This is a genomic window from Fulvimarina endophytica (assembly GCF_003403015.1).
GTDB lineage: Bacteria > Pseudomonadota > Alphaproteobacteria > Rhizobiales > Rhizobiaceae > Fulvimarina > Fulvimarina endophytica.
The window spans coordinates 107,269-132,106 of the sequence record NZ_QURL01000007.1; the positions used below are offsets into that span (position 1 = coordinate 107,269).

Consider the following 24,838-nt stretch of genomic DNA (forward strand, 5'->3'; position numbering starts at 1 on the left):
GCAAACCGGAAGACGAAGTGGGCGCACCATAACGGCGCGCGCGCAAAAGGAAAGTCCGGTGGAGATCGCCGATCGGGATCCGCCGGGCGTCGCGCAGGCTCCACGCGGCCGGCGGGTGGCCGGTTCTCACGCGGAGCCCGCGGCGCCGATCAACGCTTGGCGCGGCGCCGCTGCAGGACGGCGAGGACGAGGCGTCGATCGGCCGCTCCGGTCGCGAGCGCGAGGGCGAAATAGACGCCCATCGCGACCACCACCAGAATGCCGATGGCCGCGATCTGTGCCGTGATCGGGTCAGCAGGGTTCAGCCAGTCGCCGAGCTCCCACATCATCGCGACCAGCGAGAGGCCCATCAGCGCCGAGCACAGGACGACGAGCGCCGCACGCTTCATCAGCTGGCGGTCGATCTCCCAGAGATCCTTGCGGTAGAGCCCCCAGAACAGAAGACCGGCATTCAGCCAGCCGGCGATCGTCGTCGCGACGGCGATGCCCTGTTCGGCCATCAGCGGAAACAAGGCGAGCGACAGGAGGATGTTGGCGATCGCCGAGATGAGGGTCGCGATCATCGGGCTGCGCGTGTTCTCGCGCGCGAAATAGCCCGGCTGGAACACCTTCATGATGACGAAGGCCGGCAGCCCGAGGGCGTAGAGGCCGAGAACGGAGGCGACGAGCGGCGTCGAGGAGGCGTCGAACTCGCCGCGCTCGTAGATCACGCGGATGATCGGCTCAGGAATGATGAAGAGGGCGACGGCCGCCGGCACGGTAAGGAACAGCGCAAATTCCAGGCTGCGGTTCTGGGTGTGCTGAGCCTCCTTCAGCCGGCCGGCCTTCAGCGCGCGCGAGAGTTCGGGCAGGAGCACGACACCGATCGCGACACCGACCATGCCGAGCGGCAGCTGATAGGGACGATCGGCATATTGCAGGATCGAGACCGCGCCCGGCTTGAAGGAGGCGATCGCCTGGCCGACGAAGAGATTGATCTGCGTGATGCCGCCGATGAGGGCGGCGGGACCGGCGAGGATCAGCAGACGCTTCAGGTTCTGCGTCCAGCGCGGCATGCCGAGCCTGACGGAGAAGCCTGCCATGCGCATCGCGACGACGACGATGAGAAGCTGGAGAATGCCTGCGACGAGCACGCCCCAGCTCATCAGGAAGGCCGTCGCCGACTTGTCGTATCCCGTCTGGATCGCATAGGCGATGACGCCGATCAGCACGAAGTTGAGGACCGTCGGAGCGGCCGCGGCCGCAAAGAAGCGGCGAAACGCGTTGAGGATGCCCGACACCATCGCCATCAGCGACATGCAGGCGAGATAGGGGAACATAATCCGCGACAGGGTCACGGTCAGGTCGAAGCGGGCCGCGCAGGACAAAGCCTCGCGCCCGGCTTCCTCGTCGACGCAATAGGCGAGCCCGGGCGCGATGATCGTCTGGACGAGGAACGGCATGAAGATCCAGGCGACGACCGTGAAGACGGCGAGCACCGCGAACAGGGTGGAATAGACCTCCGAGGCGAAGCGGCGCGCGCTGTCCTCGCCGTTCTCCTCCAGCGCCCGCGAAAAGAGCGGGATGAAGGCGGCATTGAACGCGCCTTCCGCGAACAGCCGCCGGAACAGGTTGGGAAACCGGAAGGCGAGATTGAAGGCGTCGGCCACCGGCCCGACGCCGAGGGCGGACGCCATCATCATCTCGCGGACGAAACCGAAGACGCGTGAGACGAGGGTCGCGCCACCGACGGTGGCGAATTTGGAGACGAGACTCATGGGGCCTGGATACCGAAGGCGCTTTCGGACGCCATGACCGTCGAGGAGGAGACCTCCCCTTCGGCACTTTCGAGGACGCTTTTGAGACGCCGTTCGATGCGGGCAATCCGCGCCTCGGACGTCACCTTCGAACCGATGAGATCGGTCACGTAGAAGGCGTCGATGATCTTCTCGCCATAAGTCGAGATATGGGCGGAGCGGATGTCGAGACTGAGATCGGAGATCGCGCCGGTGATGTCGGCGAGAAGGCCGGTGCGGTCGAGACCCTCGACCTCGATCACCGTCACGCGGTTGGAGAGGGAATTGTCCACCGTGATCTTCGGCTCGACATTGAAGAGATCGGCGCGCCGGGCGGCCCGCTTCGTTCCCAGGAGATGCGAGGTCATGGTCTCGCCGCGCAGGAGCTTGCGGATGTTCTCGCAGATCCGCGCCGCGCGCCTGAGCTCGTCCTCCTCGTTCTCGAAGGACTGCGAGATGGTCATGACGTCGAGCGCCCGGCCATCGGTCAGCGTGAAGATCTGGGAATCGGCGATGTTGGCGTCAGAACCCGCGCAGGCCCCGGCGAGCTGGGAAACGAGGCGCGGATGATCGGGGGCGAGAACCTTGATCCGGGTCACCTGCCGGAAGCGATCGGTGGTCACCTCCGTCGCGAGCGGCTCCCCGGTGCCCACGCGCCGGATGAAATCGGCATCGGCGACCTGCTCGTCGATCGGCACGTTGAGATAATAGTTCGGGTAGTGAAGATCGAGATAGGCCTTGCGCTCGCCCTCCTCCCAATCCTCCAGACGCGCGTCCAGGCGGCGGCGGGCGATGGCGATCCGCTCCTCGCGCGAGGTGAGCGTGAAGCCGCCGGACAATGTCGGTTCGGTCTCAAGATAGAGGGTGCGAAGCAGCTGCCCCTTCCAGCCGTTCCAGACCCCGGGTCCGACGGCCCGGATGTCGCAGACGGTGACGATGGCGAGAAGCTTCAGACGTTCCAGCGTGCGCACGCGCTCGGCGAAATCGATGATCGTCTTGCGGTCCGAGAGGTCGCGTTGCTGCGCCGTCATCGACATCACGAGATGATCCTCGACGAGCCAGGCGACGAGTTCGGTCTCGCGCGCGTCGAGGCCGAAACGCGGACACAGGTGCCGTGCGACCTTCGCCCCTGCGAGCGAATGGTCTTCCGGCCGCCCCTTGGCGATGTCGTGCAGGAACAGGGCGACGTAGAGGAGCCGCCTGTCGCGAAGGGTCCGGACGATCTCGGTGGAGAGCGGCAGTTCTTCGGCGAGTTCGCCGCGCTCCAGCCTCGACAACTCGGCGATCGTGCGCAGCAGGTGCTCGTCCACCGTGTAGTGGTGATACATGTTGAACTGCATCATCGCGACGATCTTGCCGAATTCGGGCACGAAACGACCGAGGACGCCCGCCTCGTTCATGCGGCGCAGATGCAGTTCCGGATTGCGCCGATCGGTGAGGACGTCGAGGAACAGGGCGTTGGCATGCGGGTCCTTCTGGAGATCCGCGCCGATGAGCCTGAGAGAGCGCCGGATCAGCTTCAGAGCGTCCGGATGGTATTCGAGATCGTGCATCGCCGCGAGGCGGAAGATGCGCAGGATATTGACCGGATCCTTTCTGAAGACGTCACGCGAGACGGCGTTGATCCGGTTGTTGTCGATATGGAAATCGAGGGTTCCGGGGATCGATTTCGCCCGGTGGCGCAAGGATCTGACGAAGCCCCGCAGCCCCGGCGCCTCCTTGGCCTCCTCCTCTTCCAGCGCCGCGCAGAAGATGCGCGTCAGGTCGCCGACATCCTTTGCGATGAGGAAGTAGTGCTTCATGAACCGCTCGACGGCCTGCAGGCCGGGATGCAGGTTGTAGCCCAGCCGGTCGGCGATGGTCGGCTGCAGGTCGAAGGACAAGCGCTCCTCCGCCTTTCCGGTCTCGAAATGCATGTGGCAGCGGACCGCCCATAGGAAATCCTCGGCCTTTGCGAACAGGGCCTGCTCGCGCCGGGAGAAGACACCCGCCTTCACGAGGGCCTCCGAGGTGTCCACCCGGTAGTGGTATTTCGCGATCCAGAACAGGGTGTTGAGGTCGCGAAGCCCGCCCTTGCCTTCCTTCACGTTCGGCTCGACGAGATAGCGCGTATTGCCGCTCTTTGCGTGGCGGGCCTCGCGCTCGGCCATCTTGGCGGCGATGAACTCGCGGCTCGTTCCCTGCACGACTTCGGTGTCGAAGCGCGTCTCGAGATCCGCCGCGAGCCTGACGGACCCGGCGATCCGCCACCGCTCGAGGATGGAGGTGCGGATCGTGAAGTCCTCCTTGGACAAGGCGATGCATTCGTCCACGCTGCGCGAGGCATGACCGACCTTGAAGCCCAGATCCCAGAGCAGGTACAGAATGTATTCGGCGATACGCTCCCCGACCGCGGTTTCCCTCTGCGGCAGCAGGAAGAGAAGGTCGATGTCGGAACCCGGCGCTAGCGTCCCGCGCCCGTAGCCGCCGACCGCGAGCACGGACAACCTCTCGTCCCCCGCCCCGTCGCCCGGTTCGCCCACATGGGTCACGGCCAGATCGTAGAGGATGCGGATCAGTTCGTCCTGTAGGGCGGCGAGCCGCCTTGCACACAACGTGCCGAAGTTGTCCTCGAAGAGCATGGCCCGGATCGCCGCGCGGCCCTCCTGGACGGCCGTCTTCAGTTCGGCGAGGATCCGGGGGCGAACCTTCAGGCCATCGCCGTCCGGATCGTCCTCGCACAGCTTGGCCAGCCGGGCGCGAAGCGCTGCCGCATCGAGGATGCCCGTCAGAGAGACGAAGGGCTCCTTCGCCGTATCGACGAGCCGGGATGGCAGGGTCGTCATCGTCCGGTTCGCCTCACCGGGCTGCGACTGCGCCGTCTGTGTCATGCCGATCCTGATCGTCTGGATGAATTTCGGCAGGACATGCCGTTTTCCAAGCCGCTATAAACGAAAAGGCCCGCGAATGCGAAAGCCCCCTCACCGCTTCGCTTAGACAGGCCTGCCTGCCCGGCCGTCAGGCGCAGACCCGGTTCCGACCGCTTTGCTTGGCGTTGTAGAGATTGACGTCGGCGCGCTTGTAGAAGCTGTTGACGTCGTCGCTGCGCTGCGAGATGGCGATGCCGATCGAGACGGTGACGCGCAGGTGGACATTGCCCGACCGGATCGCGAGCTTGCCGATCGCCTCCCGGATGCGATCGGCGAAGCCTTCGGCCTCGGCCCGTCCCATATTGGGTGCGATCACCGCGAATTCCTCGCCGCCGAGGCGTGCAACGATGTCGTGCGGGCGCGTGAAATCCGAAAGACAGGTCGCGATGGCGCGCAGCACCTCGTCCCCGACATCGTGACCATGGGTGTCGTTGATCGATTTGAAATGGTCGAGATCGAGCAGCATGAAGCCGAGCGGGCGGCCGATCTTGCAGAACTCGTCGAGATAATATCGCACGGCCTCGTCGAAGAAACGCCGGTTGTTCAGGCCGGTCAGCGGATCGGTGAGGGCCGCAGTCTCGAGGTCCTGCGAGCGGCGCTCCAGATCGCCGGTGAGGGATTGCAGCTTGCCGCGCTCCTTCGACTGGCGCCGCATCTGCGGAAACAGCCAGAACAGGCCGATGCCGGTCGTTGCGAAGGTCGAGAGGGCGGTGACGCCCGCCACCGCCTCCATTACGCGTTGCTGAACCGGATCGAGCCCAGCCAGCAACGGCATGCCCAAGACGAGTAGAAGCGCGATACCTGCCGCAGCGAAAAGAGAGGTCGTCACCACGAGGAGACCCGGCAAATCTGAGCGCAAAGTCGTCATGGAGCTTGGATCGGCCTCCGAAACAGAGTTATCGACTCTTCAAGTACGCGAAGACCCTTAATTTGGGGTTTCGTCGTAGACAAGATCTAATCTGTGGTTGCAATTTCAACCACACCGGAACCTCCGGCGAGGGCCTCTCCGGTCAGACGCCGAGGCTCGGACCCCAATCCTTGCGCATCGTCGCCATTCCATTGGAGCGGCCGAGCTCCTCGAATCCGGCCTCTTCGTAGACGGACAGAGCCGGCTTGTTGTCGAGCTCGACCTTGAGCGTGATCGAGATCGCGCCGAGCTCGCGCGCCCTCTCCTCGGCAAGGGATGCGAGAAGCTTGCCGGTTCCCCCGCGCGCTGCCTCCTCGACGAACACGTAGACGAGGTGGCGGACCTCGGGGCCGATGCCTTCGCGCAGGGCGAAGAAGCCCACCTCGCGGCCGCTCTCGTCGATGAGGAAGTAGGAGCGGTCGCTCGGCTCGTTCAGCCACTTCTCCTGCCATTCCAGCGGGTCGAAGGGGTGTTTCGCATTCGGGTTGACGCGTGCGAGATCGTCGGGTGCGTGAAGCAGGCGCGCAAGGGGTTCCAGATCGAAGGGCGCATTTGCACGCAGCGTGAATTCGGCCATGACGGGGTCTCTCTCGATTGAAGTCGGAAGGTGGATCGTCGTCGCGGCCTGCCTCTCACGGACGGACCGGTCATTTCAAGGCGCCGGAGAGGCGCTTTGCGGGCCCTCCGGTTTGCCCTTTCTCCGCAATCGTCTAGAAAGCCGACGACACAGGCATCGAAAGAACATGTCTCGCCCATGAACGAAGCGGCCGCGAACGCCCACCTCGCCCGATCCGTCGGAAGCCGGGAGGCGAACAATCCATCGAGCCCCGTCGCCGAATTCGGAGGCGACCAGCCCTTGCGCCTGGATGCCGGGGTGGATCTCGGCCCCTTCCGCATCGCCTACAATACCTACGGCACGCTCAATGCGGACAAGACCAATGCGGTCCTGCTCTGCCATGCGCTGACCATGGATCACTACGCCGCCTCGCCTTCGCCCACGACCGGCAAGCCCGGCTGGTGGTCGTCGCTCGTGGGCGAGGGAAAGCCCATCGATACCAGCAAGTTCTTCGTGATCTGCTCGAACGTCATTGGCGGCTGCCTCGGGTCGACCGGGCCGGCGACGATCGATCCGCGCACCGGCGAGCCCTACGGTCTCGACCTTCCCGTCGTCACCATTCCCGACATGGTCCGCGCCCAGAAGATGCTCGTCGAGCGCCTCGGCATCGACACGCTGTTCGCGGTCATCGGCGGCTCGATGGGCGGCATGCAGGTGCTGCAATGGGCCGTAAGCTATCCCGACAAGGTGTTCGCGGCCGTGCCGATCGCGACGGGATCGCGCCATTCCGCCCAGAACATCGCCTTCCATGAGGTCGGTCGTCAGGCGGTGATGGCGGACCCCGATTGGTGCAACGGGCGCTATTTCTCCGAGGGCAAGCGGCCCGTCAAAGGCCTGGCCGTCGCGCGCATGACCGCCCATGTGACCTATCTCTCGGAGATCGCGCTTCACCGGAAGTTCGGCCGCAACCTGCAGGATCGCGACCGGTTCGGTTTCGGCTTCGAGGCCGATTTCCAGATCGAGAGCTATCTGCGCCATCAGGGATCGAGCTTCGTCGACCGGTTCGACGCCAATTCCTATCTCTATCTCACCCGCGCGATGGACTATTTCGACATCGCCGCCGAGCATGACGGCCTTCTCGCCAACGCGTTCAAGGGTTCGAAGACGCGCTTCTGCGTGGTCTCCTTCTCGTCGGACTGGCTGTTCCCGACGGCCGAGAGCCGCACGATCGTTCACGCCCTGAACGCGGCGGCGGCCTCGGTTTCGTTCGTCGAGGTGGAGACCGACAAGGGGCACGACGCCTTCCTTCTGGAAGAGCCCGATTTCTACCGCGCCGTGGACGGCTTCATCTCCTCGGCCGCGCGCGCACGAGGACTTGCGCAATGACGATCGCCGAAACCGCAACTGCGACCACGGCCTCCGTCGCGGCCCCCAACGCCGCGCGTGTCGATCTCGACATCATCGCCGATCTCGTGAAACCGGGAAGCCGGGTGCTGGACGTCGGCTGCGGCGACGGCTCGCTGCTGCAGCTCCTCGAGCGCCGCCGGGGCGTCGACGGGCGCGGGGTGGAGATCTCGCAGGCCGGCGTCAACGACTGCGTCGCGAGGGGCCTGTCGGTCATCCAGGGCGATGCCGACCGCGACCTCGTCCACTATCCGGACCAGTCCTTCGATTACGTGATCCTGTCGCAGACCATCCAGGCGACCCGCAATCCGAAGGCGGTCCTCTCCGAACTCCTGCGCATCGGTCACCGGGCGATCGTCTCCTTCCCGAATTTCGGGCACCTGTCGATCCGCAGTTCGCTGATGTTCTTCGGCCGCATGCCGCAGACCAAGAACCTGCCGCACACATGGTACGACACGCCGAACATCCATTTCTGCACGATCAAGGACTTCATCGTGCTCGCGCGGGAAATGGGTGCGCAGGTGGAGGACGCCCAGGCGATCAACGCGACCGGGCAGAAGATGGCCATGTCCATGCCCTGGGCCTTCTGGAACCTCTTCGGACAGCAGGCCGTCTTCGTTCTCAAACGTTGAGCGATCGTGGCCGGCGACGGTTCAGGCGCTCGGGCCGGGATAAAAGGTGGCCGCCCCAGGCCCACCAGCGCCTTGCCTGCAAAGCGCGAAACGGCCAAACATCGCTCCCGTGTCTCTGAAAACCCGCCTGACCCTGACGCTCGCCGTCGCCTTCATCGTGATCGTCACGATCGGCGGCTTCCTGACCTATTATCAGGCCCGCGCCTCCATTGCGGACGAACTGGAAGCCGCCCAGGCGAGCGCGGCCAACCGGGTCGCGCAACTGATCGCCGAACTGCCCGCGACGCGCGACGTCGCCGGCAAGCTCCAGGGCTTCGTGCGCTCGCATAACGGCGATCGCGACATCCGGATCATGCTGATCGATTCGCGAGGCCAGATCGTCGCGGCGTCGCAGCCCGCGCGCATCTATGCCGATGTCTCCGAATGGTTCGTCACGCTGCTCTCGCCGCCTCAGCCGACGAGGATCATCCCCCTGTCCGGTCTCGCCGCCCCGGTGACGGCGGTCGTCGTCTCGATCGATCCACGCAACGAGATCGCGGAGACGTGGAGCGACGCGATCTTCGCGGTTCTGGTCCTCACCGCCTTCATCCTCGTCACCTTTCTGGCGATCTGGATCGTCGTCGGCACGGCCTTGAGGCCCATCACCGCGATCAAGGACGCCTACGAGAAGATCGGAAACGGCCAGATCGCGGTCCGCGTCGACCCCGAGGGCCCGCCCGAGGTGAAGGATCTCGCCCACGGGCTGAACCGCATGGCCGACCGGCTCGGCGAAGCCTCGATCGCCAATCGCCGGCTGTCCGAACAGCTGCAACGGCTCCAGGACGAGGAGCGGGCGGCCCTCGCGCGCGACCTGCACGACGATGTGGGACCGCTCCTCTTCGCCATCGACGTGGAGGCCGGCGCGATCATGCGCAAGCTGCCGGCGGACGAGACGAGCGGCGCGGCCGACCGGGCGAAGGCGATCAAGGCCAATGCGATGGAGGCCCGCAAGGCGGTCCGGCGCATCCTGACCGAGTTGAGGCCCGGCGTGATGGCGGGTCTCGGCCTGAAGGCGGCTCTCGAAGATCACATCCAGGGTCTGGCCGAACGCTATGCTCAGATCGCCTTCAAACTGGAGGTCGACGACGCGACCCTTCCCGCCCCAGTCGAGACGACCGTCTTCAGGGCGATCCGGGAGGCCGTCCACAACGCGCTCAAGCACGGGCTCCCGAGGCGCATCGCCGTGCGAATCACCACGAACGACGAATCGCTCTCCTTCTGCGTGAGCGACGACGGCGGCGGTTTTGCCGACAGCCAGAAGCGCACCGGTTTCGGCCTGATCGGCATGGCCGAGCGCATCGAGGCAGCCGGCGGCCGGCTTTCGGTCAAGGAAACGGTTCTGCCGGCTGGTGTTCGCATCGAAGGTTCAATACCTCTGCTTCACCCGGGCACGGCCCACGAGGGCGAGGAAGCGGGAGGAGCACGGTCTTGAAGATACTCATCGTCGACGATCACACGGTGGTGCGCGACGGGGTCAAGCGTCTGGTGGAGACGTTCGACGTGACCGAGATCGGCGAGGCCGAGACACCGGGCGAGGCGCTGACCGAGTTTCGCAGACTGCGCCCGGACGTGACGATTCTCGACATCAACCTGAAGAACGGCAGCGGTCTCGAAGTGCTGCGCCGCCTCAAGGCGGACGATCCGCAGGCACGCATCGTCGTCTTCTCCATGTATTCCGACATCGCCTATGCCGCCTCGGCGCGCCGCGAGGGCGCGCTCGGCTACGTGGCCAAGAGCGCGGCTTCAGACGAACTTCTCATCGCGATCGAGAAGGCGCTGACGGGGGAAGCCTATACGGACACGGAAACGGCCGCCCTGATGGACGAGCAGCCGAAGAATGCCGGGCTCGAACAACTGACGCGGCGTGAATTGCAGATCCTCCAGATGCTCGGCGAAGGAAACAGTCTCTCCGAGATCGCGACGGGTCTCGGCATCGCCTACAAGACGGCCGCCAACACGGCGACGAAGCTGAAGGAGAAGCTCGGCCTCGACCGGACCGCCGATCTCGTCCGCTTTGCCCTCGAGACCCGGGGCGGGCGCATGCTGGCCGGCCAGAAAACGGAAAGTTGAGGAGAATTCGGCAGGAACACGGGAAGTAGTCCCGTTGTGAGGGCAGGATCGTCATCACACTATGCCCGTGGTCGTCGCCGTGACTTGCCACTCCCAAGGTGCGAAAGTGCGGCGGCGGCCAATCACGCCACCTGTCCGAGAAGCCGGATCCATCCGACGGGCTCGAACCGGAACGCGGCGAAGGAGCCGCCTTCCTCTCGCGCGAACAGGCCGGACACCGGAGCGATGCGTCGGACTGCGCGGAACGGCCGCGACGGCATGAGACAGGCGAGGCACCACCGCACGGGTATCGGCCGCAATGGTCGATGGGAGCCCCGAGCGGGAAACGAGACGCTGTGGATCGCCTGATCCGGGCGAGCGGTTTTGATCGGCCGGAGATCCGGGTCGACGAATGGGAGGATAGTTTGAAGAACCTTTTGGTTTCCAGTGCGCTGGCAGGGGCCGTCCTGCTTTCGGGCACGCCCGCCTTCGCCTACAAGATCTTCGTCTCGAACGAGAAGGGCAACGACATCACCGTCTTGTCCTCGGACAATTTCGAGGTGATCGAGACCTTCAAGGTCGGGCAGCGCCCGCGCGGGATCGCGGTCCATCCGGACGGCACCAAGCTCTATGTCTGCGCGTCCGACGACGACACGATCCAGATCTACGACACCTCCACCTACAAGTTCCTCGGCACCCTGCCTTCGGGTCCCGATCCCGAGCTCCTCGTGATCTCGCCGGACGGAACGCGCCTTTATGCGGCGAACGAGGACGACAATCTCGTCACGATCATCGACCTGGAGACCGGATCGCGCATCGTCGAGGTTCCGGTCGGCGTCGAGCCGGAGGGCATGGGCATCTCGCCGGACGGGCAGACGATCGTGAATACGTCCGAGACGACGAACATGGCCCACTTCATCGATCGCGAATCCCAGCAGATCACCGCCAACGTCCTCGTCGATTCGCGTCCCCGCTTCGCCCAGTACAAGGCGGATGGTTCGGAGGTCTGGGTCTCGGCCGAGATCGGCGGAACCGTGTCGGTGATCGATGCGGCCTCGAAGGACATCAAGGACAAGATCACCTTCGAGATCCAGGGTATCCGTTCCGAGGCGATCCAGCCCGTGGGCGTTCGCATCACCGAGGACGGCAAGAAGGTCTATGTCGCACTCGGACCCGCGAACCGGGTGGCCGTGGTCGACGGTGAAAGCTACGAGGTGCTCGACTACCTCCTCGTCGGCCAGCGCGTCTGGCAGCTCGCCTTCTCGCCGGACGGCGACTACCTCTTCACCACGAATGGAATCTCGAACGACATCTCGGTCATCGACGTGGCGAATGACGAGGTCGTGAAGTCCGTCCAGGTCGGGCAGGAACCCTGGGGCGTGGCGGTCGCCGACATCGACTGATCGCTCATCGGCGATCCAAGTCCCCAGTCCCGAAATCAGGTCAGCAGATCAGGAGGAATTATGCTGAACAGAACTCTCTGGCTCGCCCTCATGGCATCCAGTCTCGCACTCGGACCCGCAGGGCTCGCCCATGCGCAGAGCTCGAGCGAATCGACCTCCGGGCAGACGGCCGGCAGCGATGCCGACGACGACGATAATGACGATGCATCGGGCAACGCCGCCGCGAATTCCGATGCCGGATCGTCGGAGGCCGCGACCGGCTCCCAGGAGGGAAGCGCGGATGCGGGCGATGACGATGACGACGATGATGATGACGACGACGACGAGAACACGTCGGGCGACATGATCCCGCCGGCGAGCGAGCTCAACATGGCGCCCGGCTCGGAGATGATGCCGGCGGCCGCCCTCAACGGCGACCAGATCGGTCTGCCCCCCGTCTCGCTCTCCTCCCAGATCATCACGCCGCTCGTCATCGGCCAGGGCGGCGAGCCCTATGCGGTGAGCGACAAGGACTTCGTCCTGCGCGCCGGCCAGCCCTATCGGTGGGACATCGTCTCCGAGGGCGGCGTCGAGTACAAATGGCATGCCCCGGACTTCTTCCGGAACGTGTGGAACAACCAGATCGTCATCGAGGATCGCGAGATCCACATGGACGGCTCGCCGGCCTGGCTCGAATTCGACACCCAGGGCCCGATCACCGTCCAGTTCCAGACCATCCGTCCCGGCCGCTACGAGTGGTATGTGGAAGGTCTCGACGACGAGGAGCACGACATGAAGGGAACGATCACCGTCGTTCCGTGATCATCGAGCGCACTTGTACTCGATGATGGGAACGGCGTAGCTTCGCCGTTCCCGACCGCATGGGGAGGCATGGGGAGTGGCCGATCAGGCTCAGGATTCGACGTCGTCCGCGCCGTTCGCTCTTCGAGTGGACGGCGTCAGCCATTCCTATGGCTCGCGCAAGGCGTTGGACAATGTGTCCTTCACGGTGCCCCAGGGCTCCTTCACCGCACTCCTCGGACCGAACGGCGCCGGCAAGTCGACCCTGTTCTCGCTCATCACGCGGCTGTTCAACACCCGCAGCGGCGAAATCAGCATTTTGGGCTATCCGCTGAGGGGCCAGTCGACCGAAGCGCTTCGCCGGCTCGGCGTGGTCTTCCAGGCGCGGACGCTCGATCTCGACCTGTCGATCCGCCAGAACCTCATCTATCACGCGGCCCTTCACGGCATCGGGCGGAAAGCGGCCGAAGCCCGGATCGAGGACATCCTGAAGACGTCCGAACTCGCCGAACGCCTCGGCGAGAAGGCGCGCAATCTCTCCGGCGGCCAGTTGCGCCGGATCGAGATCGTCCGGGCCTTCATGCACAAGCCTCGGCTGATTCTTCTCGATGAGCCGACGACCGGGCTGGACATCAAGTCCCGTGCCGAAATTGTCTCCGAAGTCCGCCGTCTGGTGGAGGAGGAGAACGTCTCGGTTCTCTGGGCGACCCATCTCATCGACGAAATCGACGCCTCCGACCGGGTGGTCGTCCTGCACCGGGGAACAGTCCTCGCGGAAGGCAGGGTCGAGGATGTAACGGAGGCCGAGAACGCCGAGACGATCCACGACGCCTTCACGCGGCTGACCGGCCTTGCCCGGCTGGAGGGGGCCAGACAGATGGAAACGCTGCGATGAGCGAAGCGGTCGCCCGTTCGAACCGGTCGGACGTCCAATCGTCCGGCGACGCGCAAAGCCGGCGCTTCTCCGCGTCCGCCTATGCCATCTGCGCGCGCGGCATCATCTGGCGCGAGGCCTTGCGCTTCCTGCATCAGCGCGAGCGCTTCGTGTCGGCCCTCGTGCGCCCGCTGCTCTGGCTGTTCATCTTCGCGGCGGGCTTCCGGCAGGTGCTCGGTGTCTCGATCGTTCCGCCCTACCAGACCTACATCCTCTACGAGGTCTACATCACGCCGGGCCTCATCGGCATGATCCTGCTCTTCAACGGCATGCAGTCCTCACTCTCGATGGTCTACGACCGCGAGACGGGGACGATGAAGACGTTGCTCGTCTCACCCCTGCCCCGCTGGTTCCTTCTCGTCTCCAAGCTCGCCGCCGGCGTCGCGGTCGGCGTGCTGCAGGTCTACGTGTTTCTTGCGATCGCCTGGTTCTGGGAGGTACGTCCGGCCTGGCAGGGCTATGTCTACGTGCTGCCCGCCCTCGTGCTCACGGGCTTGATGCTCGGTTCGCTGGGCATGCTGCTTTCCTCGCTCGTCCAGCAGCTCGAGAACTTCGCGGGGATCATGAACTTCGTGATCTTCCCCATGTATTTCGCCTCGAGCGCGCTCTACCCGCTCTGGCGCGTGCAGGAGTCGAGCCCGGCCCTCTACATGATCTGTCAGTTCAACCCGTTCACCCATGCCGTTGAGCTCGTTCGCTTCGCGCTCTACCAGCAGTTCAATCTTCAGGCCTTCGTGATCGTCGTCGGATGCACCGCCGCCTTTCTCGGCGCCGCGATCCTCGCCTATGATCCGGCGCGAGGCACCATCGCGCGCAAGAAGCGGGACTGACGTGAGAACCGGACCCGACATTCTCGCCGGGTTCGGCCTTTTCGGGCCTGCGCAGAGGGGCCGAAGCCACCTAACCGGAGCCGATCCGCTTTCAGGATCGTTCATCTGACGTGGCGCCATGGACAGACTTATCCGCTCGTTCTGGGAGGAACATATGATCGATCGACTTCACGTGCCGGCGTCCGGCCTCAAGGCCGGATTTCTGCTCAGAACCTCGCTTCTCGCCGCAGGGCTTGCCGTTGCGATGCCGGCTCTGGCGCAGGACGGCGCCCAGCCGCGCGAGATCCCAGAGGGTTTCGTCCTCCCCGGACCGCCGCCGACCAATGCGCCGGATACGAATTCAGACGGCACCCAGCCGGGAACTGCCGGACCGGCTGGCGAGGCCGGGACGGGTGAGACGCAGGCCTCCGGTGCGGGCGGCACCCCGGCGGCGCCCACCTCCCGGGGCGGCTCGGTCGTCGAGGCGCCGAGCACGGTGGTCGGCGCCGGCCGCACGGCCGCCAATCCCATGGCCTTTGCGACGACGCCGCAGACCGGCACCACGGACTGGCCCTGCGTCCAGCGTCAGGTGCCGACGATCCAGGCGGCCCAGGTCTGGTCCGGACCCGATCTCGCCCTTGGATCGGGCGTGGAGCGGACGAGCGAGATGCGCGAGGTCGTCGATCGCGCGATCGCGCGCCGCATCAGCGGCGACGAAGCCCAGAAACTGGTTCGCGATTTCATCGAAGAGGTTCCGCAGGCCGAGCGCGAGAAGGTCGCCGCCGCTCTCTTCACCGACATTCTCGACCGACTCAACGCCGAACGCGGCCAGGTGCTGAATGGCATCCTGCGCTACGGGGCGCGCCAGAAGAGCCTCGCCGAAGCGCTGCGCGCCAAGGCGGTGGACATGGCCCGCATCCAGCGCGAGGGCGACGCCACCCGCTTCGCTGACATTCGCGAGGAAATAGCCTGGGACACCCGGGTCTTCGACGAGCGCCGCCATTCGCTCACCTATGTCTGCGAGGTGCCGATCCTCATCGAACGGCGCGCCTTCGCGCTCGGCCGCGAGCTGAGCCAGGATCTCGGCTGAGAGTTTCCGAAAGACCGGGTCAGGGCCGGGGACGGCGCCGCGAGGCGGCAGGACGACGGTTCGTCATCTGGACGGCCTTGCCCGGCCGTCACATGATCAACGGCTGAGGGCCTTCAGCCCCAGCCGGATCAGGATCTTGCTGTCGGCCCCCTCGCCCGCCTCCTTGAGCGCCGTTGCTACCGCGCTCGCCGCCTGATCGCGGGCATAGCCGAGATTGGTGAGCGCGGAGACCGCATCGGCGACGGGCGCTGCGGCGGTGCCGCCGCCGATATCACGCTTGACGCCGAAGGCTTCGTCGAGGGCGGCGCCCGAAAAGGCCGGCATCCGGTCCTTCAGTTCGGCGACGATGCGCTGGGCGACCTTCGGACCGACCCCAGGCGATCGGGCGACCATCGCCTTGTCCTGAAGCGCGACGGCATTGGAGAGATCGCTCGGCGAGAGCGTGCCGACGACACCGAGCGCCATCTTGGCGCCGACGCCCTGAACGGTCTGGAGCAGGCGAAACCAGTCCCGCTCGGCAGCGCTCGGAAAGCCGTAGAGCCGGATCATGTCCTCCCGCACGACGGTCTCTATGAAGAGCACGATCGCCTCCCCGAGACCGGCGATGCCCGAAAGCGCACGCGCGCCGCAATATGCGACATAGCCGACGCCATGAACGTCGACGACCACGTGATCCTCGCCGATCTCGTCGATCGTCCCCTTCAGTTTTCCGATCATGGACAGCTTTCGTCTATCGAGAGTGAAGAGAAAAACATGCCGGCAACCTCGCCGCCCGGTCGACCACCGAACGGTTCATGACACGGCGGCGGACGTCCCGGCCATGGGGTCTCGCCCCCCCTCGAAAGAAGCCCCGGCCTGCCGATCTGCGAAGAAGCGGCATCCCCCTTCCATGTCGCCCGGCCGCGAACACGTCAAGAACGCGTATCGGCTCAGCCTCCCGCGAAGGCCATCCGTGCCTGTGCGGACTGGCGATGATGGGTGTGACAGATGGCGATCGCGATGGCGTCGGCGGCATCGTCCGTATCGAAGCTCGCCTTCGGCATCAGCACCTTCACCATCATGTGGATCTGCTTCTTGTCGCCATGGCCGACGCCGATCACCGCCTTCTTCACGGCGTTGGGCGCATATTCGGCAACGGGGATCGCGGCGATGGACGGAACGAGAAGCGCGATTCCTCGGGCCTGACCCAGCTTCAGCGTGGCGACCGCATCCTTGTTGACGAAGGTCTGCTCGACCGCGGCCTCGTCCGGCCGGTATTCGTGCACGATGGAGCCAAGCCCCTCGTAGAGTTGGCGAAGCCGGGTTGCGAGGTCGTATTTCGCATCGGAGGTCACGGTTCCGCTGGCCACGAAGCGGAGCGCGTTGCCCTGGGTCTCGACGATGCCCCAGCCGGTCCGCCTGAGGCCGGGATCGATGCCGATGATACGAATGGGACACTCCTGCAGCATCTGACGCTCTTTCTCTGCCGTTTAACACGCAGGAGAAGGAATCGCATCCCGATCGTGAACAAACCAAAAACTTTTACGGGATTTGTTTAAAGCTTATAAAGCGCGGACGGGAACGAAACGTGTCCGCACCTCCTCCTGAGTCCTGTCCGGCCGCCCGGTCGTCGCAGGACGAAACGTGGCGGCGCGCGGGCCTGGAGGACACGCAATTCCTGACGCGCTCCTGCCGCCGAGAGCGACCGGCCCCGAAACCGGGCCTCCTTCCTTTCGCAGGTGCTTCAGCGCGTCTCGAAGGAGAAGATCTTGCCGGGATTCATGATGTTCGACGGATCGAGCGCCGTTTTGACCGCCCGCATCACGTCGACCGACGCTCCGAGCTCGGCCGAGAGATAGCCGCGCTTGCCCTGGCCCACCCCGTGCTCGCCGGTGCAAGTGCCGTCCATGTCGAGCGCCCGCTCCGCGAGCCGCTTCAGGAAGGCTTCCGCCGCATCGATCTCCGCCGGAACATCCGTGTCGATCAGAAGCGTGACGTGGAAGTTGCCGTCACCCACATGCCCGACCGTGGGCGCGATCAGGCCGGCGGCCTCCGCGTCCATGCGCGTCTCCTCGATGCAGTCGGCAAGACGGGAGATCGGCACGCAGACATCCGTCGCGATCGCCTTGGCCCCGGGTCTCAGCCCGATCGAGGCCCAGTAGAAGTCGTGGCGCGCCTTCCACAGGCGCGAACGCTCCTCGGCCCGGCTCGCGGACCGGAACTCCCCGCCGCCGTTCTCCTCGATGATCACGGCAAAGCTCGCGGCCTGATCGGCAACCGAAGCGGGGCTGCCGTGGAACTCGACGAAGAGGTGCGGCGTCGCCGGCAGATCGAGCTTGGAGTGCCGGTTCGTCGCTTCGATGGACAGGGCATCGAGCAGTTCGATCCGGGCGACGGGAACACCGATCTGCACGGTCTGGATCACGGCATTGACCGCGCTCACGACATCCGGGAACGGACAGACGCCGGACAGCACCTGTTCGGGAATGCCATAGAGCTTCAGATTGAGGCGCGTGATGATGCCGAGCGTGCCTTCCGAGCCGACGAGAAGCCGCGTCAGGTCATAGCCGGCCGCCGTCTTCTTGGCGCGCCGGGCCGTGCGGATCACCGAGCCGTCGGCCATCACCGCGTTAAGCCCGACGACGTTCTCGCGCATGGTGCCGTATCGAACCGCATTCGTTCCCGAGGCCCGCGTCGCCGCCATGCCGCCGAGGGATGCGTTGGCCCCGGGGTCGATGGGAAAGAAGAGTCCCGTATCGCGAAGATGTTCGTTGAGCGCCTCGCGCGTGACGCCGGGCTCCACGATGCAGTCGAGATCTTCGGGATAGACGGAGACGACCTCGTTCATGCCTGACAGATCGAGCGAGACGCCACCGAAGGGCGCGTTCACATGGCCCTCGAGCGAGGAGCCGACACCGAAGGGCACGATCGGCATCCCGTGGCGCGCGGCGATCCGCACGAGGGTCTGCACCTCCGCCTCGCTTCGGGCGAAGAGGACGGCATCCGGCAGCTGGTTAGGAATATAGGTGGTCGTGTGGCTGTGCGCGCGCCTCACGTCTTCGCCGGTCGCGAGCCGGTCGCCGAAGGTTTCCGAAAGCTCGGCGAGCGCTGCCTGCGTACCGGGCCGGCGCGGCCTGTCTTCCGCCAGAATGTCCGCCAGGGCCATCGGTCAACTCTCCAGAACATCAGTTATCGATCGGGATTCTGAACCCTTCGGCATCCATATTGCAAGACCGAAGGCAAAGGCTCGCGCGTGCGCGACAGGAGCCGATCAGGCGCCGTCCGACGATGCCAGGAGCGAGCAGACCCGGCGCAGGGCGAACTCGTAGCCTTCGACGCCGAACCCCGCGATCACCCCGTCCGCGCGTGCCGACACATAGGAATGATGCCGGAAGGACTCGCGCTTGTGCACATTGGAGATGTGCACCTCGAAGACGAAACCATCGAAGGCGTTGAGCGCATCGAGGATGGCGACGGAGGTGTGGGTGAAGGCGGCTGGATTGATGATGATCGCAGCCATGTTCTCCCGCGCCTCGTGGACCCAGTCGATGATCTCGTATTCGCGGTTCGACTGATAGAACCGGATGGCATGGCCCGCCGAGGCGGCAAGCCGCGAACAGGCCGCTTCCACATCGACAAGGGTCGTATGGCCGTAGATCTCAGGCTGGCGCTTGCCGAGCAGATTGAGATTGGGGCCGTTGAGGATCATGATCGAGGCCAAGACGCCCTCCGCTCGTAATGGGCCGTCCGGGATCGGGCCGGATCAGCCGTAATGGTTCTGGACGACGGCCTGCGCGATTTCCTCGCGGGCGATGATGCCGACGATGTTGCGGGCACGCGGGATGCCGGAGGTCGCGCCGACGACGATCGCGGTCGAGCGGCTGCGCCGGTTCATCCGCGTGATGACCGTATTGAGGTTGTCGGTCGGCGAGACGATCGTGAAATCGGCCTGGGCGATTTCCGCGAGGGTCTGGGACGCGAAGCGGTCCGGCCTGTAGGGGACGGTGCCGAAGCGAACGAAGCCGGTGATGCGCTCGCCGTCCGCCACGATGACGCGGGTCTTGTCGACCTCGACGACCTTCAGCGCATCGGTGACGAGCATGTCCTGCTGCAGCACCGCGACATTCGTCGCCATCACCTCGCTCGCCCTTTCGACGAGGAACATGTTGGTCGTGCGATCCGTCGGGATCGGGCGGCCGCGCGCCCGCAGCTTGATGGTGTAGATGTCGGACACGATGAGCGCGCGCCGGGTTCCGATCGCGATCGCGACCGCGAGGACCAGCGGCAGGATGATCTCGTAGTCGCGCGTCATCTCGAAGATCATGACGATGGCGGTCATCGCCGCACTCGTCGCGCCGCCCACCATCGCGCCCATGCCGATGATCGCGAAGGTCTCGACGGAGAGGCCGCTACCCGGCAGCGCCATCATGCCGAGAACGCCGATCGCTCCGCCGAGGGTCGCGCCCATGAAGAGGCTCGGCGAGAAGACCCCGCCCGACGCGCCCGAGCCGAGCGAGACGCAGGTCGCCAGAAGCTTGGCCGCGAACAGCATCAGGAGAAGCGCGACCGAGAGGATGCCGCCCGAGATCACGTCCTGGATCGTCGCATAGCCGACGCCCATCACCTGATAATGGCCGGTGGCAAGGAAGAACATGTAGCCGGACAGGCCGACGAAGCCCATGCCGAGCGCGTTCTGGAGATAGGGGTTGAGCGAGGACTTCTCGAAGACGTCCTCGGAAAAGGCGAGGCACTTCACGAAGGCCCAGGCGGCAAAACCGATGACGACGCCGAGAAGCGATGCGAGGAGCAACTCCCAGCCGTTCACCACCTGGTCCGGCAGGCCGATCACCGAGACCATGAAGGCCGATTCGACGCCCATCACCAGCCGGTAGACATAGGTCGAGGTCGCCGTCGCCACGACCACGGGCAGGAATGTGCGCGTCGAAACCTCCGGCAGGAGGACTTCGGACGCGAACAGCACGCCGCCGAGGGGCGTGTTGAAGGTGGCCGCGATACCGGCGCCGGCGCCGGCGGACAGGAGCGTGATCTTCTGGGGCCGCACGAGCTTCAGGCGCCGGGCGAATGTCGACCCGAAGGATGCCCCGATCTGGATGATCGGCCCCTCGCGGCCGACCGAGGCACCGGTGCCGATCGAGATCGCGGAGGCGAGGGATTTCACCACCGCGACGACGCCGCGCACATTGCCCTGCTGGTGATAGATCGCGAACATCACCTCCGGAACGCCATGCCCCTTGGCCTCCGGTGCGAAGTTCCGCACCAGCCAGACGACGATCAGGCCGCCGAGAACCGGAACGAGGATGATTCCCGCCCCCCAGGCGCTCGGCGGGCCGTAGGCGAGCGGGTCCATATGGAAGGAGAAGATGCCGTAGAAGGCGAGATTCGAGATGAAGGCGATGAGATATTTGAAGACGATGGCGCCGAGGCCCGCCACCACGCCGACGACCAGCGCCAGCACCAGAAGGATCGCAAGGCCGACCTCGCGTTCCGCCGGCTCCTCCCGGGCCTCGCCGTCTGTCGAACTCGGCGAAGGGGGAGCGATTGTAGCGGACATATGCGTTGACCTGACGGCTGACGTGACTGCGGCAAGAAGGTGACGTTCCGTCCTTTAGCGCCCCTCTCCGAGCTTCGCAAACCGAAGCTCAGGATGCTTTTCTCAACGGCGGTCATCGGGTCTCGGAGCGACGGCGAGGGACATGGCGTGGATGGAGCGCGGCCAGCCACGATCCAGAGATCGATGGAGCCGCAAGGGGGTATGTGCCCTCGGCGTCAGCGCCTGGTCGTAATCGAACCGGGCTTCGAACCGGCCACACGAAGCGTGAGTTCGGCGTCATGGGCCCCATCGGGGACCGTTCGTCCGTCATAGGACGCAACGCCCATGGAGAGCGCGAAGCAGGCGAGTTCCACGGTCTTTGGAATCTCGATGTCCTTTCCGCCCCGGGCGCCCTTCTCGTAGTATTGAATGACCCGCTTCTTGAGACCGAGCCGGTCCGCGGCATCCTTCTGCTTCAGTCCGAGGCTCTTGCGCCATGCCTTGAAGGCGTCGGGTGTCATGACCGGCTCCGTATCTGCGGCGCTTGCGGATCTGGAACAGCTCCATGAACCGCACGCAATGCTGTTGGCCCGGCCCATCCGGCCTGTCAACGGCGACGATCGCCGAACCGTTCGGCTTCGGGATAGGCGCAAGCCGTCATCCGCCCGCAATGTCGAACGCTTACGATCGTTGGAAGAACACGAAAATGTGCACCTCGTGCACCTAAACTTTGAAAGTCGGGCGCACCATGTGCACCTTACAGCATGACAACACCATGCCTCGCCGGAAGCCTCGACGACTGCGCAAACGGAATTTCATCGCGACATCCTTCCGTAATGTTCAGTAAGGTTTCTCAAGGTAACCTGCGAGACCATCTTGGACAGGGAGGAATGAAATGCTTGCCGATATCATCGTTGCCCGCTCGTCCTACGGCGGAGAACGCGGGCGCCATGACATGCACCAGCACGCCATGGTGCATTACGGGTTCCGCCGTTCGCTGAAGCGGCTCCTGATGCGCCTCTCGCTCATCAGGACGCGCGCCTCCTGACAGCCCGCCGGGTTGCGGCGGCGACGGATCGCCGAGCCGAAGCAGAATTCCGCCGGACCAGCCGCTCGCGGCGCCACACGAACAAAAAAGGCCCCCGTCACCTTCGTGACGGAGGCCCTTCATCTCGATAACGCCGAGGGATTTTTCCCTCGCAACTCCGCCCGCCGGACCCGGCCATGATCGGCCGGGCTGGCAGATGGGATATCAGTTGGCCTTCGCGGCGCTGGTGGCCTTGTCGGCAGCTGCCTCGGCCTTGCGCACGGTCTTTTCAGCGGTGGCCTCGCCGGTCGCGACGGCCATGCTGGCGTTCGACTCGAGCGGACGATAGGCCTCCTTGGCGGTATCGGCGTAGATCTCGCCGATCTTCGTCGCCTGGGCGACCCAGTCCTGATAGGCCGACTTCGCGAATTCGGTCTGCACTTCCAGCGTCTTGTCGAAGGACTTCGACTGCATCAGACGCTCGAAATACGAAGCCTGATGCTCGTAGGCGCGCTTGGTGTAGTCCTGGGTCTCGGCAGCGATCTGCTGCATGCCCTTGGTCATGACGGCGAAGGACTTCATCGAGTTGTCCATCGCTTCCTTGGTGATCTTGCTGGCGTCGTCATACATGTTCATGAGATCGATCCTCATTGGCGTTGCGTGTCTGGCAGCCCGGAAATCGTGTTTCCGAAGGCATCCCGACGGTCGCCGCCGCAATGCCCGTTTGCTATGCACCAATTTATATTGCACTGCACAAAATTGCAAGATGTCGCGGCATGAAATGCCCGCTAAACGGGCTGGAGCGCACGCGAAAGCGCGCCTAGTCAGGCATCTTGGCCAACCCCTCGAATGATCACGATCCCATGAAGGGTTCGGCAACCATAAACGAGTTGGTAAGCTCGTAACTCTAACCTCGGGGATAACGAGCCGGCTGTTCGCATCGGCCTCCCCGCACGGCGTTCCTGCGGGGCCGGGAGCGAAGAGCCCAGACAGTCTTCAAGACCAAGGGTTTTGGCGTGAGAGTGATCTTCAGTTTGCGTAACGTGTTCGGCCTTGCCCGAACCCTCGGAATCGCGGCGGTCGGTGCCGGAATCGTGCTGTCTTCCCCCGCGACGGCCAATGCGAATTCCCGCTATGCCGGTTTCGTGATCGATGCCAATAACGGTCAGGTCCTCTACGAGGATCAGGCCGACGAATATCGCTATCCCGCGTCCCTCACCAAGATGATGACGCTCTACCTGACCTTCGACGCCCTCTCGAAGAAGCGCATCTCCCTCGGCGACAAGATGCCCGTCTCGCGCTATGCGGCCGGACGTCCGCCGACGAAGGTCGGCGTTCCGGCCGGCGGCTTTCTGAAGGTCGAGGAGGCGATCTACGCTCTCGTTACGAAATCCGCCAACGACGCCTCGGTCACGCTCGCCGAATATCTCGGTGGTTCCGAGCGTGAATTCGCCGAGATGATGACGCGGACCGCGCACAAGCTCGGAATGGCCCACACGACCTATCGCAACGCCAACGGCCTGCCGGACAACGGCCAGCGCACCACCGCGCGCGATCAGGCCAAGCTCGGCATCGCGCTTCGCGAGCACTTCCCGCAATACTACAAATATTTCTCGACCCGGTCCTACGATTTCCGCGGCACGCGCCTCGGCAATCACAACCGGGTCCTCGGCCGCATGGACGGCGTCGACGGGATCAAGACCGGCTACATCAACGCCTCGGGCTTCAACCTCGTCACCTCGATCAAGAAGGACGGCAAGAGCCTCGTCGCCGTCGTCATGGGCGGTCGCTCGGGCCGGTCGCGCGACGACCACATGGTCGACCTTCTGAAGCGCACCCTGCCGCTGGCGACCCGCCGCGACGAAGGCGCCCTGATCGCCGCCCGTCCGAACACCGGTGCAGGCCTCGCGGTCGCAGCCCTCACGGGCCTTCCCGAGAGAGGCCCGGTTCCGGACACGCGTCCCGGCCAGCTCCTTTCGGCGGACGAGCGGATCGCCGCGGCCTACGCCACATCCGGCGCGCTGGTCGCCGATGCTCTTCCCCAGCCCTCCTCGCGCCCGGTCCGCGGTCGCCAGGCTCTCGCGGCAGCACTCGTCGGCGATACCGGCACGCAGCAGCTGATGCTTCCGACCGCGTCGACCAACGCCCTCGCCGCGCCGGTGCCCGGCAATCGCACCGTCGATCCGACCTTCACCGGCGGGATCGGCTCGAGAGCCGCGCTCGCGGCGGCGCCCTCTTCGCCCTGGGTGGTGCAGATCGCGGCCACGCCGGACCAGGCGCTCGCAAACCAGATGCTGGCCGATGCCAAGCGCAAGGCCGGCGCCGCCCTCGCCTCCGCCCAGCCCTTCACCGAGCCGGTCGGCCAGGGTGGGCAGACGCTCCACCGGGCCCGCTTCGCAGGCTTCGGGTCAAAGGACGAAGCCTGGAGCGCCTGCGCCGCCCTGAAACGCGCCGACTATGCCTGCTATGCCGTCGCCCGCTGATCCGTCAGCGATCTTGCCGAACCCGACACCTCTCCCAACCGCCCCGGTTCCTGCATTCGGAAGGGAATTCCGCCCCATGTCTCTCGACCAAACCGTCTCTCCCTTCACGTCGACCAAGCGGGCGGGAAGCGTTCAGGCCCTCGGCGAATTGCGCGAGCTCAAATCGCTCCGCTCGCGGCTCCACCCCAAGGAACTCGTCGATCTCCTCCTCAGCCACGGCGCCCGCGCATGGCGCTCGTCCCAGCCCGTCGCGCGGCCCCGCGTGAAAGTGACGGGGATCGGGGGAACTCACGCGGTCAGGCTGAAGTTCGGACGGACCTACTGAAAGCTGCCGGATCGAAATCGCCGGACGGCGAGTCCGTTCAGCACCAAAAACGGGCGCCGAGTGCGCCCGTTTTCGTTTGGAGACGTGGGTGAGACCGACGAAGCCAAGGCTGCCCGCAGCCTTGCGGATGCGCTGATTTCACCAGACGCCCGATAATCCGGTCGACGCGTCCAGCCAGATCCGCCG

23 protein-coding genes are annotated in these 24,838 nt (G+C 65.1%); 12 read left to right on the plus strand and 11 right to left on the minus strand.

Annotation, left to right across the window (positions count from 1 at the left end):
- Positions 1 to 149 precede the first annotated feature (149 nt).
- The 4 genes from murJ to DYI37_RS16240 form a co-directional block, all read right to left on the minus strand.
- On the minus strand, positions 150 to 1,757 hold the full coding sequence (murJ, locus tag DYI37_RS16225) for a murein biosynthesis integral membrane protein MurJ (protein ID WP_116684316.1): 1,608 nt from the start codon (positions 1,755 to 1,757) through the stop codon (positions 150 to 152).
- Positions 1,754 to 4,600: a [protein-PII] uridylyltransferase gene (locus DYI37_RS16230; protein WP_116684417.1), complete on the minus strand. Its 2,847-nt coding sequence runs from the start codon at positions 4,598 to 4,600 to the stop codon at positions 1,754 to 1,756. Before DYI37_RS16230 ends, murJ begins: the two co-directional genes overlap by 4 nt.
- A gap of 172 nt (positions 4,601 to 4,772) precedes the next feature.
- Positions 4,773 to 5,552, minus strand: a complete 780-nt coding sequence (locus DYI37_RS16235) for a GGDEF domain-containing protein (RefSeq protein ID WP_116684317.1) — start codon at positions 5,550 to 5,552, stop codon at positions 4,773 to 4,775.
- Between the two features lie 142 nt (positions 5,553 to 5,694).
- Positions 5,695 to 6,168 (minus strand): GNAT family N-acetyltransferase, encoded by a 474-nt coding sequence (locus DYI37_RS16240; protein ID WP_116684318.1) that lies wholly within the window; start codon positions 6,166 to 6,168, stop codon positions 5,695 to 5,697.
- A 177-nt stretch (positions 6,169 to 6,345) separates the two neighbouring features.
- Here DYI37_RS16240 and metX point away from each other — a divergent pair, with 177 nt between their 5' ends.
- The 9 genes from metX (at position 6,346) to DYI37_RS16285 (ending at position 15,287) form a co-directional block, all read left to right on the plus strand.
- Positions 6,346 to 7,533, plus strand: coding sequence for a homoserine O-acetyltransferase MetX (metX, locus tag DYI37_RS16245; RefSeq protein WP_116684319.1), 1,188 nt, complete (start codon positions 6,346 to 6,348; stop codon positions 7,531 to 7,533).
- Positions 7,530 to 8,183, plus strand: a complete 654-nt coding sequence (gene metW / locus DYI37_RS16250; RefSeq protein ID WP_116684320.1) for a methionine biosynthesis protein MetW — start codon at positions 7,530 to 7,532, stop codon at positions 8,181 to 8,183. Before metX ends, metW begins: the two co-directional genes overlap by 4 nt.
- A 109-nt stretch (positions 8,184 to 8,292) precedes the next feature.
- The gene (locus DYI37_RS16255) at positions 8,293 to 9,654 is read left to right on the plus strand and encodes a HAMP domain-containing sensor histidine kinase (protein WP_116684321.1); all 1,362 of its coding nucleotides are present in this window, start codon (positions 8,293 to 8,295) and stop codon (positions 9,652 to 9,654) included.
- Entirely contained in the window at positions 9,651 to 10,292 is a 642-nt protein-coding gene (locus tag DYI37_RS16260; RefSeq protein WP_116684322.1) for a response regulator transcription factor, read from the plus strand. The genes DYI37_RS16255 and DYI37_RS16260 overlap by 4 nt, the downstream gene beginning before the upstream one ends.
- Before the next feature lie 404 nt (positions 10,293 to 10,696).
- Positions 10,697 to 11,674 carry a PQQ-dependent catabolism-associated beta-propeller protein gene (locus DYI37_RS16265; protein ID WP_425365059.1) on the plus strand — a complete coding sequence of 326 codons (978 nt, stop codon included), beginning with the start codon at positions 10,697 to 10,699 and terminating at the stop codon, positions 11,672 to 11,674.
- Positions 11,675 to 11,734: 60 nt separating this feature from the next.
- On the plus strand, positions 11,735 to 12,475 hold the full coding sequence (locus DYI37_RS16270) for a hypothetical protein (protein ID WP_116684324.1): 741 nt from the start codon (positions 11,735 to 11,737) through the stop codon (positions 12,473 to 12,475).
- A 76-nt stretch (positions 12,476 to 12,551) separates the two neighbouring features.
- Positions 12,552 to 13,349: an ABC transporter ATP-binding protein gene (locus DYI37_RS16275; RefSeq protein ID WP_245413967.1), complete on the plus strand. Its 798-nt coding sequence runs from the start codon at positions 12,552 to 12,554 to the stop codon at positions 13,347 to 13,349.
- Positions 13,346 to 14,218 carry an ABC transporter permease gene (locus DYI37_RS16280; protein ID WP_116684325.1) on the plus strand — a complete coding sequence of 291 codons (873 nt, stop codon included), beginning with the start codon at positions 13,346 to 13,348 and terminating at the stop codon, positions 14,216 to 14,218. Before DYI37_RS16275 ends, DYI37_RS16280 begins: the two co-directional genes overlap by 4 nt.
- Positions 14,219 to 14,372: 154 nt before the next feature.
- Positions 14,373 to 15,287: a hypothetical protein gene (locus DYI37_RS16285; protein ID WP_147307938.1), complete on the plus strand. Its 915-nt coding sequence runs from the start codon at positions 14,373 to 14,375 to the stop codon at positions 15,285 to 15,287.
- A 96-nt stretch (positions 15,288 to 15,383) separates the two neighbouring features.
- Here DYI37_RS16285 and ruvA read toward each other — a convergent pair whose 3' ends face one another.
- The 6 genes from ruvA to DYI37_RS16315 all read right to left on the minus strand — a co-directional run bounded on the left by ruvA (position 15,384) and on the right by DYI37_RS16315 (position 21,338).
- Entirely contained in the window at positions 15,384 to 16,004 is a 621-nt protein-coding gene (gene ruvA, locus DYI37_RS16290) for a Holliday junction branch migration protein RuvA (protein ID WP_116684327.1), read from the minus strand.
- Between the two features lie 212 nt (positions 16,005 to 16,216).
- Positions 16,217 to 16,735 (minus strand): crossover junction endodeoxyribonuclease RuvC, encoded by a 519-nt coding sequence (ruvC, locus tag DYI37_RS16295; RefSeq protein ID WP_116684328.1) that lies wholly within the window; start codon positions 16,733 to 16,735, stop codon positions 16,217 to 16,219.
- A 275-nt stretch (positions 16,736 to 17,010) separates the two neighbouring features.
- Positions 17,011 to 18,432, minus strand: a complete 1,422-nt coding sequence (locus DYI37_RS16300; RefSeq protein ID WP_116684329.1) for an FAD-binding oxidoreductase — start codon at positions 18,430 to 18,432, stop codon at positions 17,011 to 17,013.
- 105 nt (positions 18,433 to 18,537) lie between these two features.
- The gene (gene aroQ / locus DYI37_RS16305; protein ID WP_116684330.1) at positions 18,538 to 18,987 is read right to left on the minus strand and encodes a type II 3-dehydroquinate dehydratase; all 450 of its coding nucleotides are present in this window, start codon (positions 18,985 to 18,987) and stop codon (positions 18,538 to 18,540) included.
- A 42-nt stretch (positions 18,988 to 19,029) separates the two neighbouring features.
- Positions 19,030 to 20,838 carry a chloride channel protein gene (locus DYI37_RS16310; protein ID WP_116684331.1) on the minus strand — a complete coding sequence of 603 codons (1,809 nt, stop codon included), beginning with the start codon at positions 20,836 to 20,838 and terminating at the stop codon, positions 19,030 to 19,032.
- A gap of 215 nt (positions 20,839 to 21,053) precedes the next feature.
- Positions 21,054 to 21,338 carry a helix-turn-helix domain-containing protein gene (locus DYI37_RS16315; protein WP_116684332.1) on the minus strand — a complete coding sequence of 95 codons (285 nt, stop codon included), beginning with the start codon at positions 21,336 to 21,338 and terminating at the stop codon, positions 21,054 to 21,056.
- Between the two features lie 374 nt (positions 21,339 to 21,712).
- On the opposite strand from DYI37_RS16315, the gene DYI37_RS20045 reads away from it, so the two are divergent.
- Positions 21,713 to 21,865 carry a hypothetical protein gene (locus DYI37_RS20045; protein WP_158555193.1) on the plus strand — a complete coding sequence of 51 codons (153 nt, stop codon included), beginning with the start codon at positions 21,713 to 21,715 and terminating at the stop codon, positions 21,863 to 21,865.
- A 204-nt stretch (positions 21,866 to 22,069) separates the two neighbouring features.
- Here the strand turns inward: DYI37_RS20045 and DYI37_RS16320 are convergent, their stop codons facing one another.
- The gene (locus DYI37_RS16320; RefSeq protein ID WP_245413968.1) at positions 22,070 to 22,495 is read right to left on the minus strand and encodes a phasin family protein; all 426 of its coding nucleotides are present in this window, start codon (positions 22,493 to 22,495) and stop codon (positions 22,070 to 22,072) included.
- 365 nt (positions 22,496 to 22,860) lie between these two features.
- On the opposite strand from DYI37_RS16320, the gene DYI37_RS16325 reads away from it, so the two are divergent.
- Positions 22,861 to 24,327 carry a D-alanyl-D-alanine carboxypeptidase gene (locus DYI37_RS16325; RefSeq protein ID WP_245413969.1) on the plus strand — a complete coding sequence of 489 codons (1,467 nt, stop codon included), beginning with the start codon at positions 22,861 to 22,863 and terminating at the stop codon, positions 24,325 to 24,327.
- A gap of 76 nt (positions 24,328 to 24,403) precedes the next feature.
- Positions 24,404 to 24,652, plus strand: a complete 249-nt coding sequence (locus DYI37_RS16330) for a hypothetical protein (protein WP_116684334.1) — start codon at positions 24,404 to 24,406, stop codon at positions 24,650 to 24,652.
- The last annotated feature ends 186 nt before the right edge of the window (positions 24,653 to 24,838 follow it).

Bases quoted from the DNA above. Each gene is read 5' to 3' on its own strand.
- DYI37_RS16240 (WP_116684318.1), bottom strand. From the start codon at position 6,168: ATGGCCGAATTCACGCTGCGTGCAAATGCGCCCTTCGATCTGGAACCC.
- ruvC (WP_116684328.1), bottom strand. From the start codon at position 16,735: ATGCTGCAGGAGTGTCCCATTCGTATCATCGGCATCGATCCCGGCCTC.
- DYI37_RS16310 (WP_116684331.1), bottom strand. From the start codon at position 20,838: ATGTCCGCTACAATCGCTCCCCCTTCGCCGAGTTCGACAGACGGCGAG.
- DYI37_RS16230 (WP_116684417.1), bottom strand. From the start codon at position 4,600: ATGACGACCCTGCCATCCCGGCTCGTCGATACGGCGAAGGAGCCCTTC.
- DYI37_RS16300 (WP_116684329.1), bottom strand. From the start codon at position 18,432: ATGGCCCTGGCGGACATTCTGGCGGAAGACAGGCCGCGCCGGCCCGGT.
- metW (WP_116684320.1), top strand. From the start codon at position 7,530: ATGACGATCGCCGAAACCGCAACTGCGACCACGGCCTCCGTCGCGGCC.
- ruvA (WP_116684327.1), bottom strand. From the start codon at position 16,004: ATGATCGGAAAACTGAAGGGGACGATCGACGAGATCGGCGAGGATCAC.
- DYI37_RS16280 (WP_116684325.1), top strand. From the start codon at position 13,346: ATGAGCGAAGCGGTCGCCCGTTCGAACCGGTCGGACGTCCAATCGTCC.
- DYI37_RS16320 (WP_245413968.1), bottom strand. From the start codon at position 22,495: ATGAGGATCGATCTCATGAACATGTATGACGACGCCAGCAAGATCACC.
- metX (WP_116684319.1), top strand. From the start codon at position 6,346: ATGAACGAAGCGGCCGCGAACGCCCACCTCGCCCGATCCGTCGGAAGC.
- DYI37_RS16315 (WP_116684332.1), bottom strand. From the start codon at position 21,338: ATGACACCCGACGCCTTCAAGGCATGGCGCAAGAGCCTCGGACTGAAG.
- DYI37_RS20045 (WP_158555193.1), top strand. From the start codon at position 21,713: ATGCTTGCCGATATCATCGTTGCCCGCTCGTCCTACGGCGGAGAACGC.
- DYI37_RS16330 (WP_116684334.1), top strand. From the start codon at position 24,404: ATGTCTCTCGACCAAACCGTCTCTCCCTTCACGTCGACCAAGCGGGCG.
- DYI37_RS16285 (WP_147307938.1), top strand. From the start codon at position 14,373: ATGATCGATCGACTTCACGTGCCGGCGTCCGGCCTCAAGGCCGGATTT.
- DYI37_RS16235 (WP_116684317.1), bottom strand. From the start codon at position 5,552: ATGACGACTTTGCGCTCAGATTTGCCGGGTCTCCTCGTGGTGACGACC.
- murJ (WP_116684316.1), bottom strand. From the start codon at position 1,757: ATGAGTCTCGTCTCCAAATTCGCCACCGTCGGTGGCGCGACCCTCGTC.
- DYI37_RS16270 (WP_116684324.1), top strand. From the start codon at position 11,735: ATGCTGAACAGAACTCTCTGGCTCGCCCTCATGGCATCCAGTCTCGCA.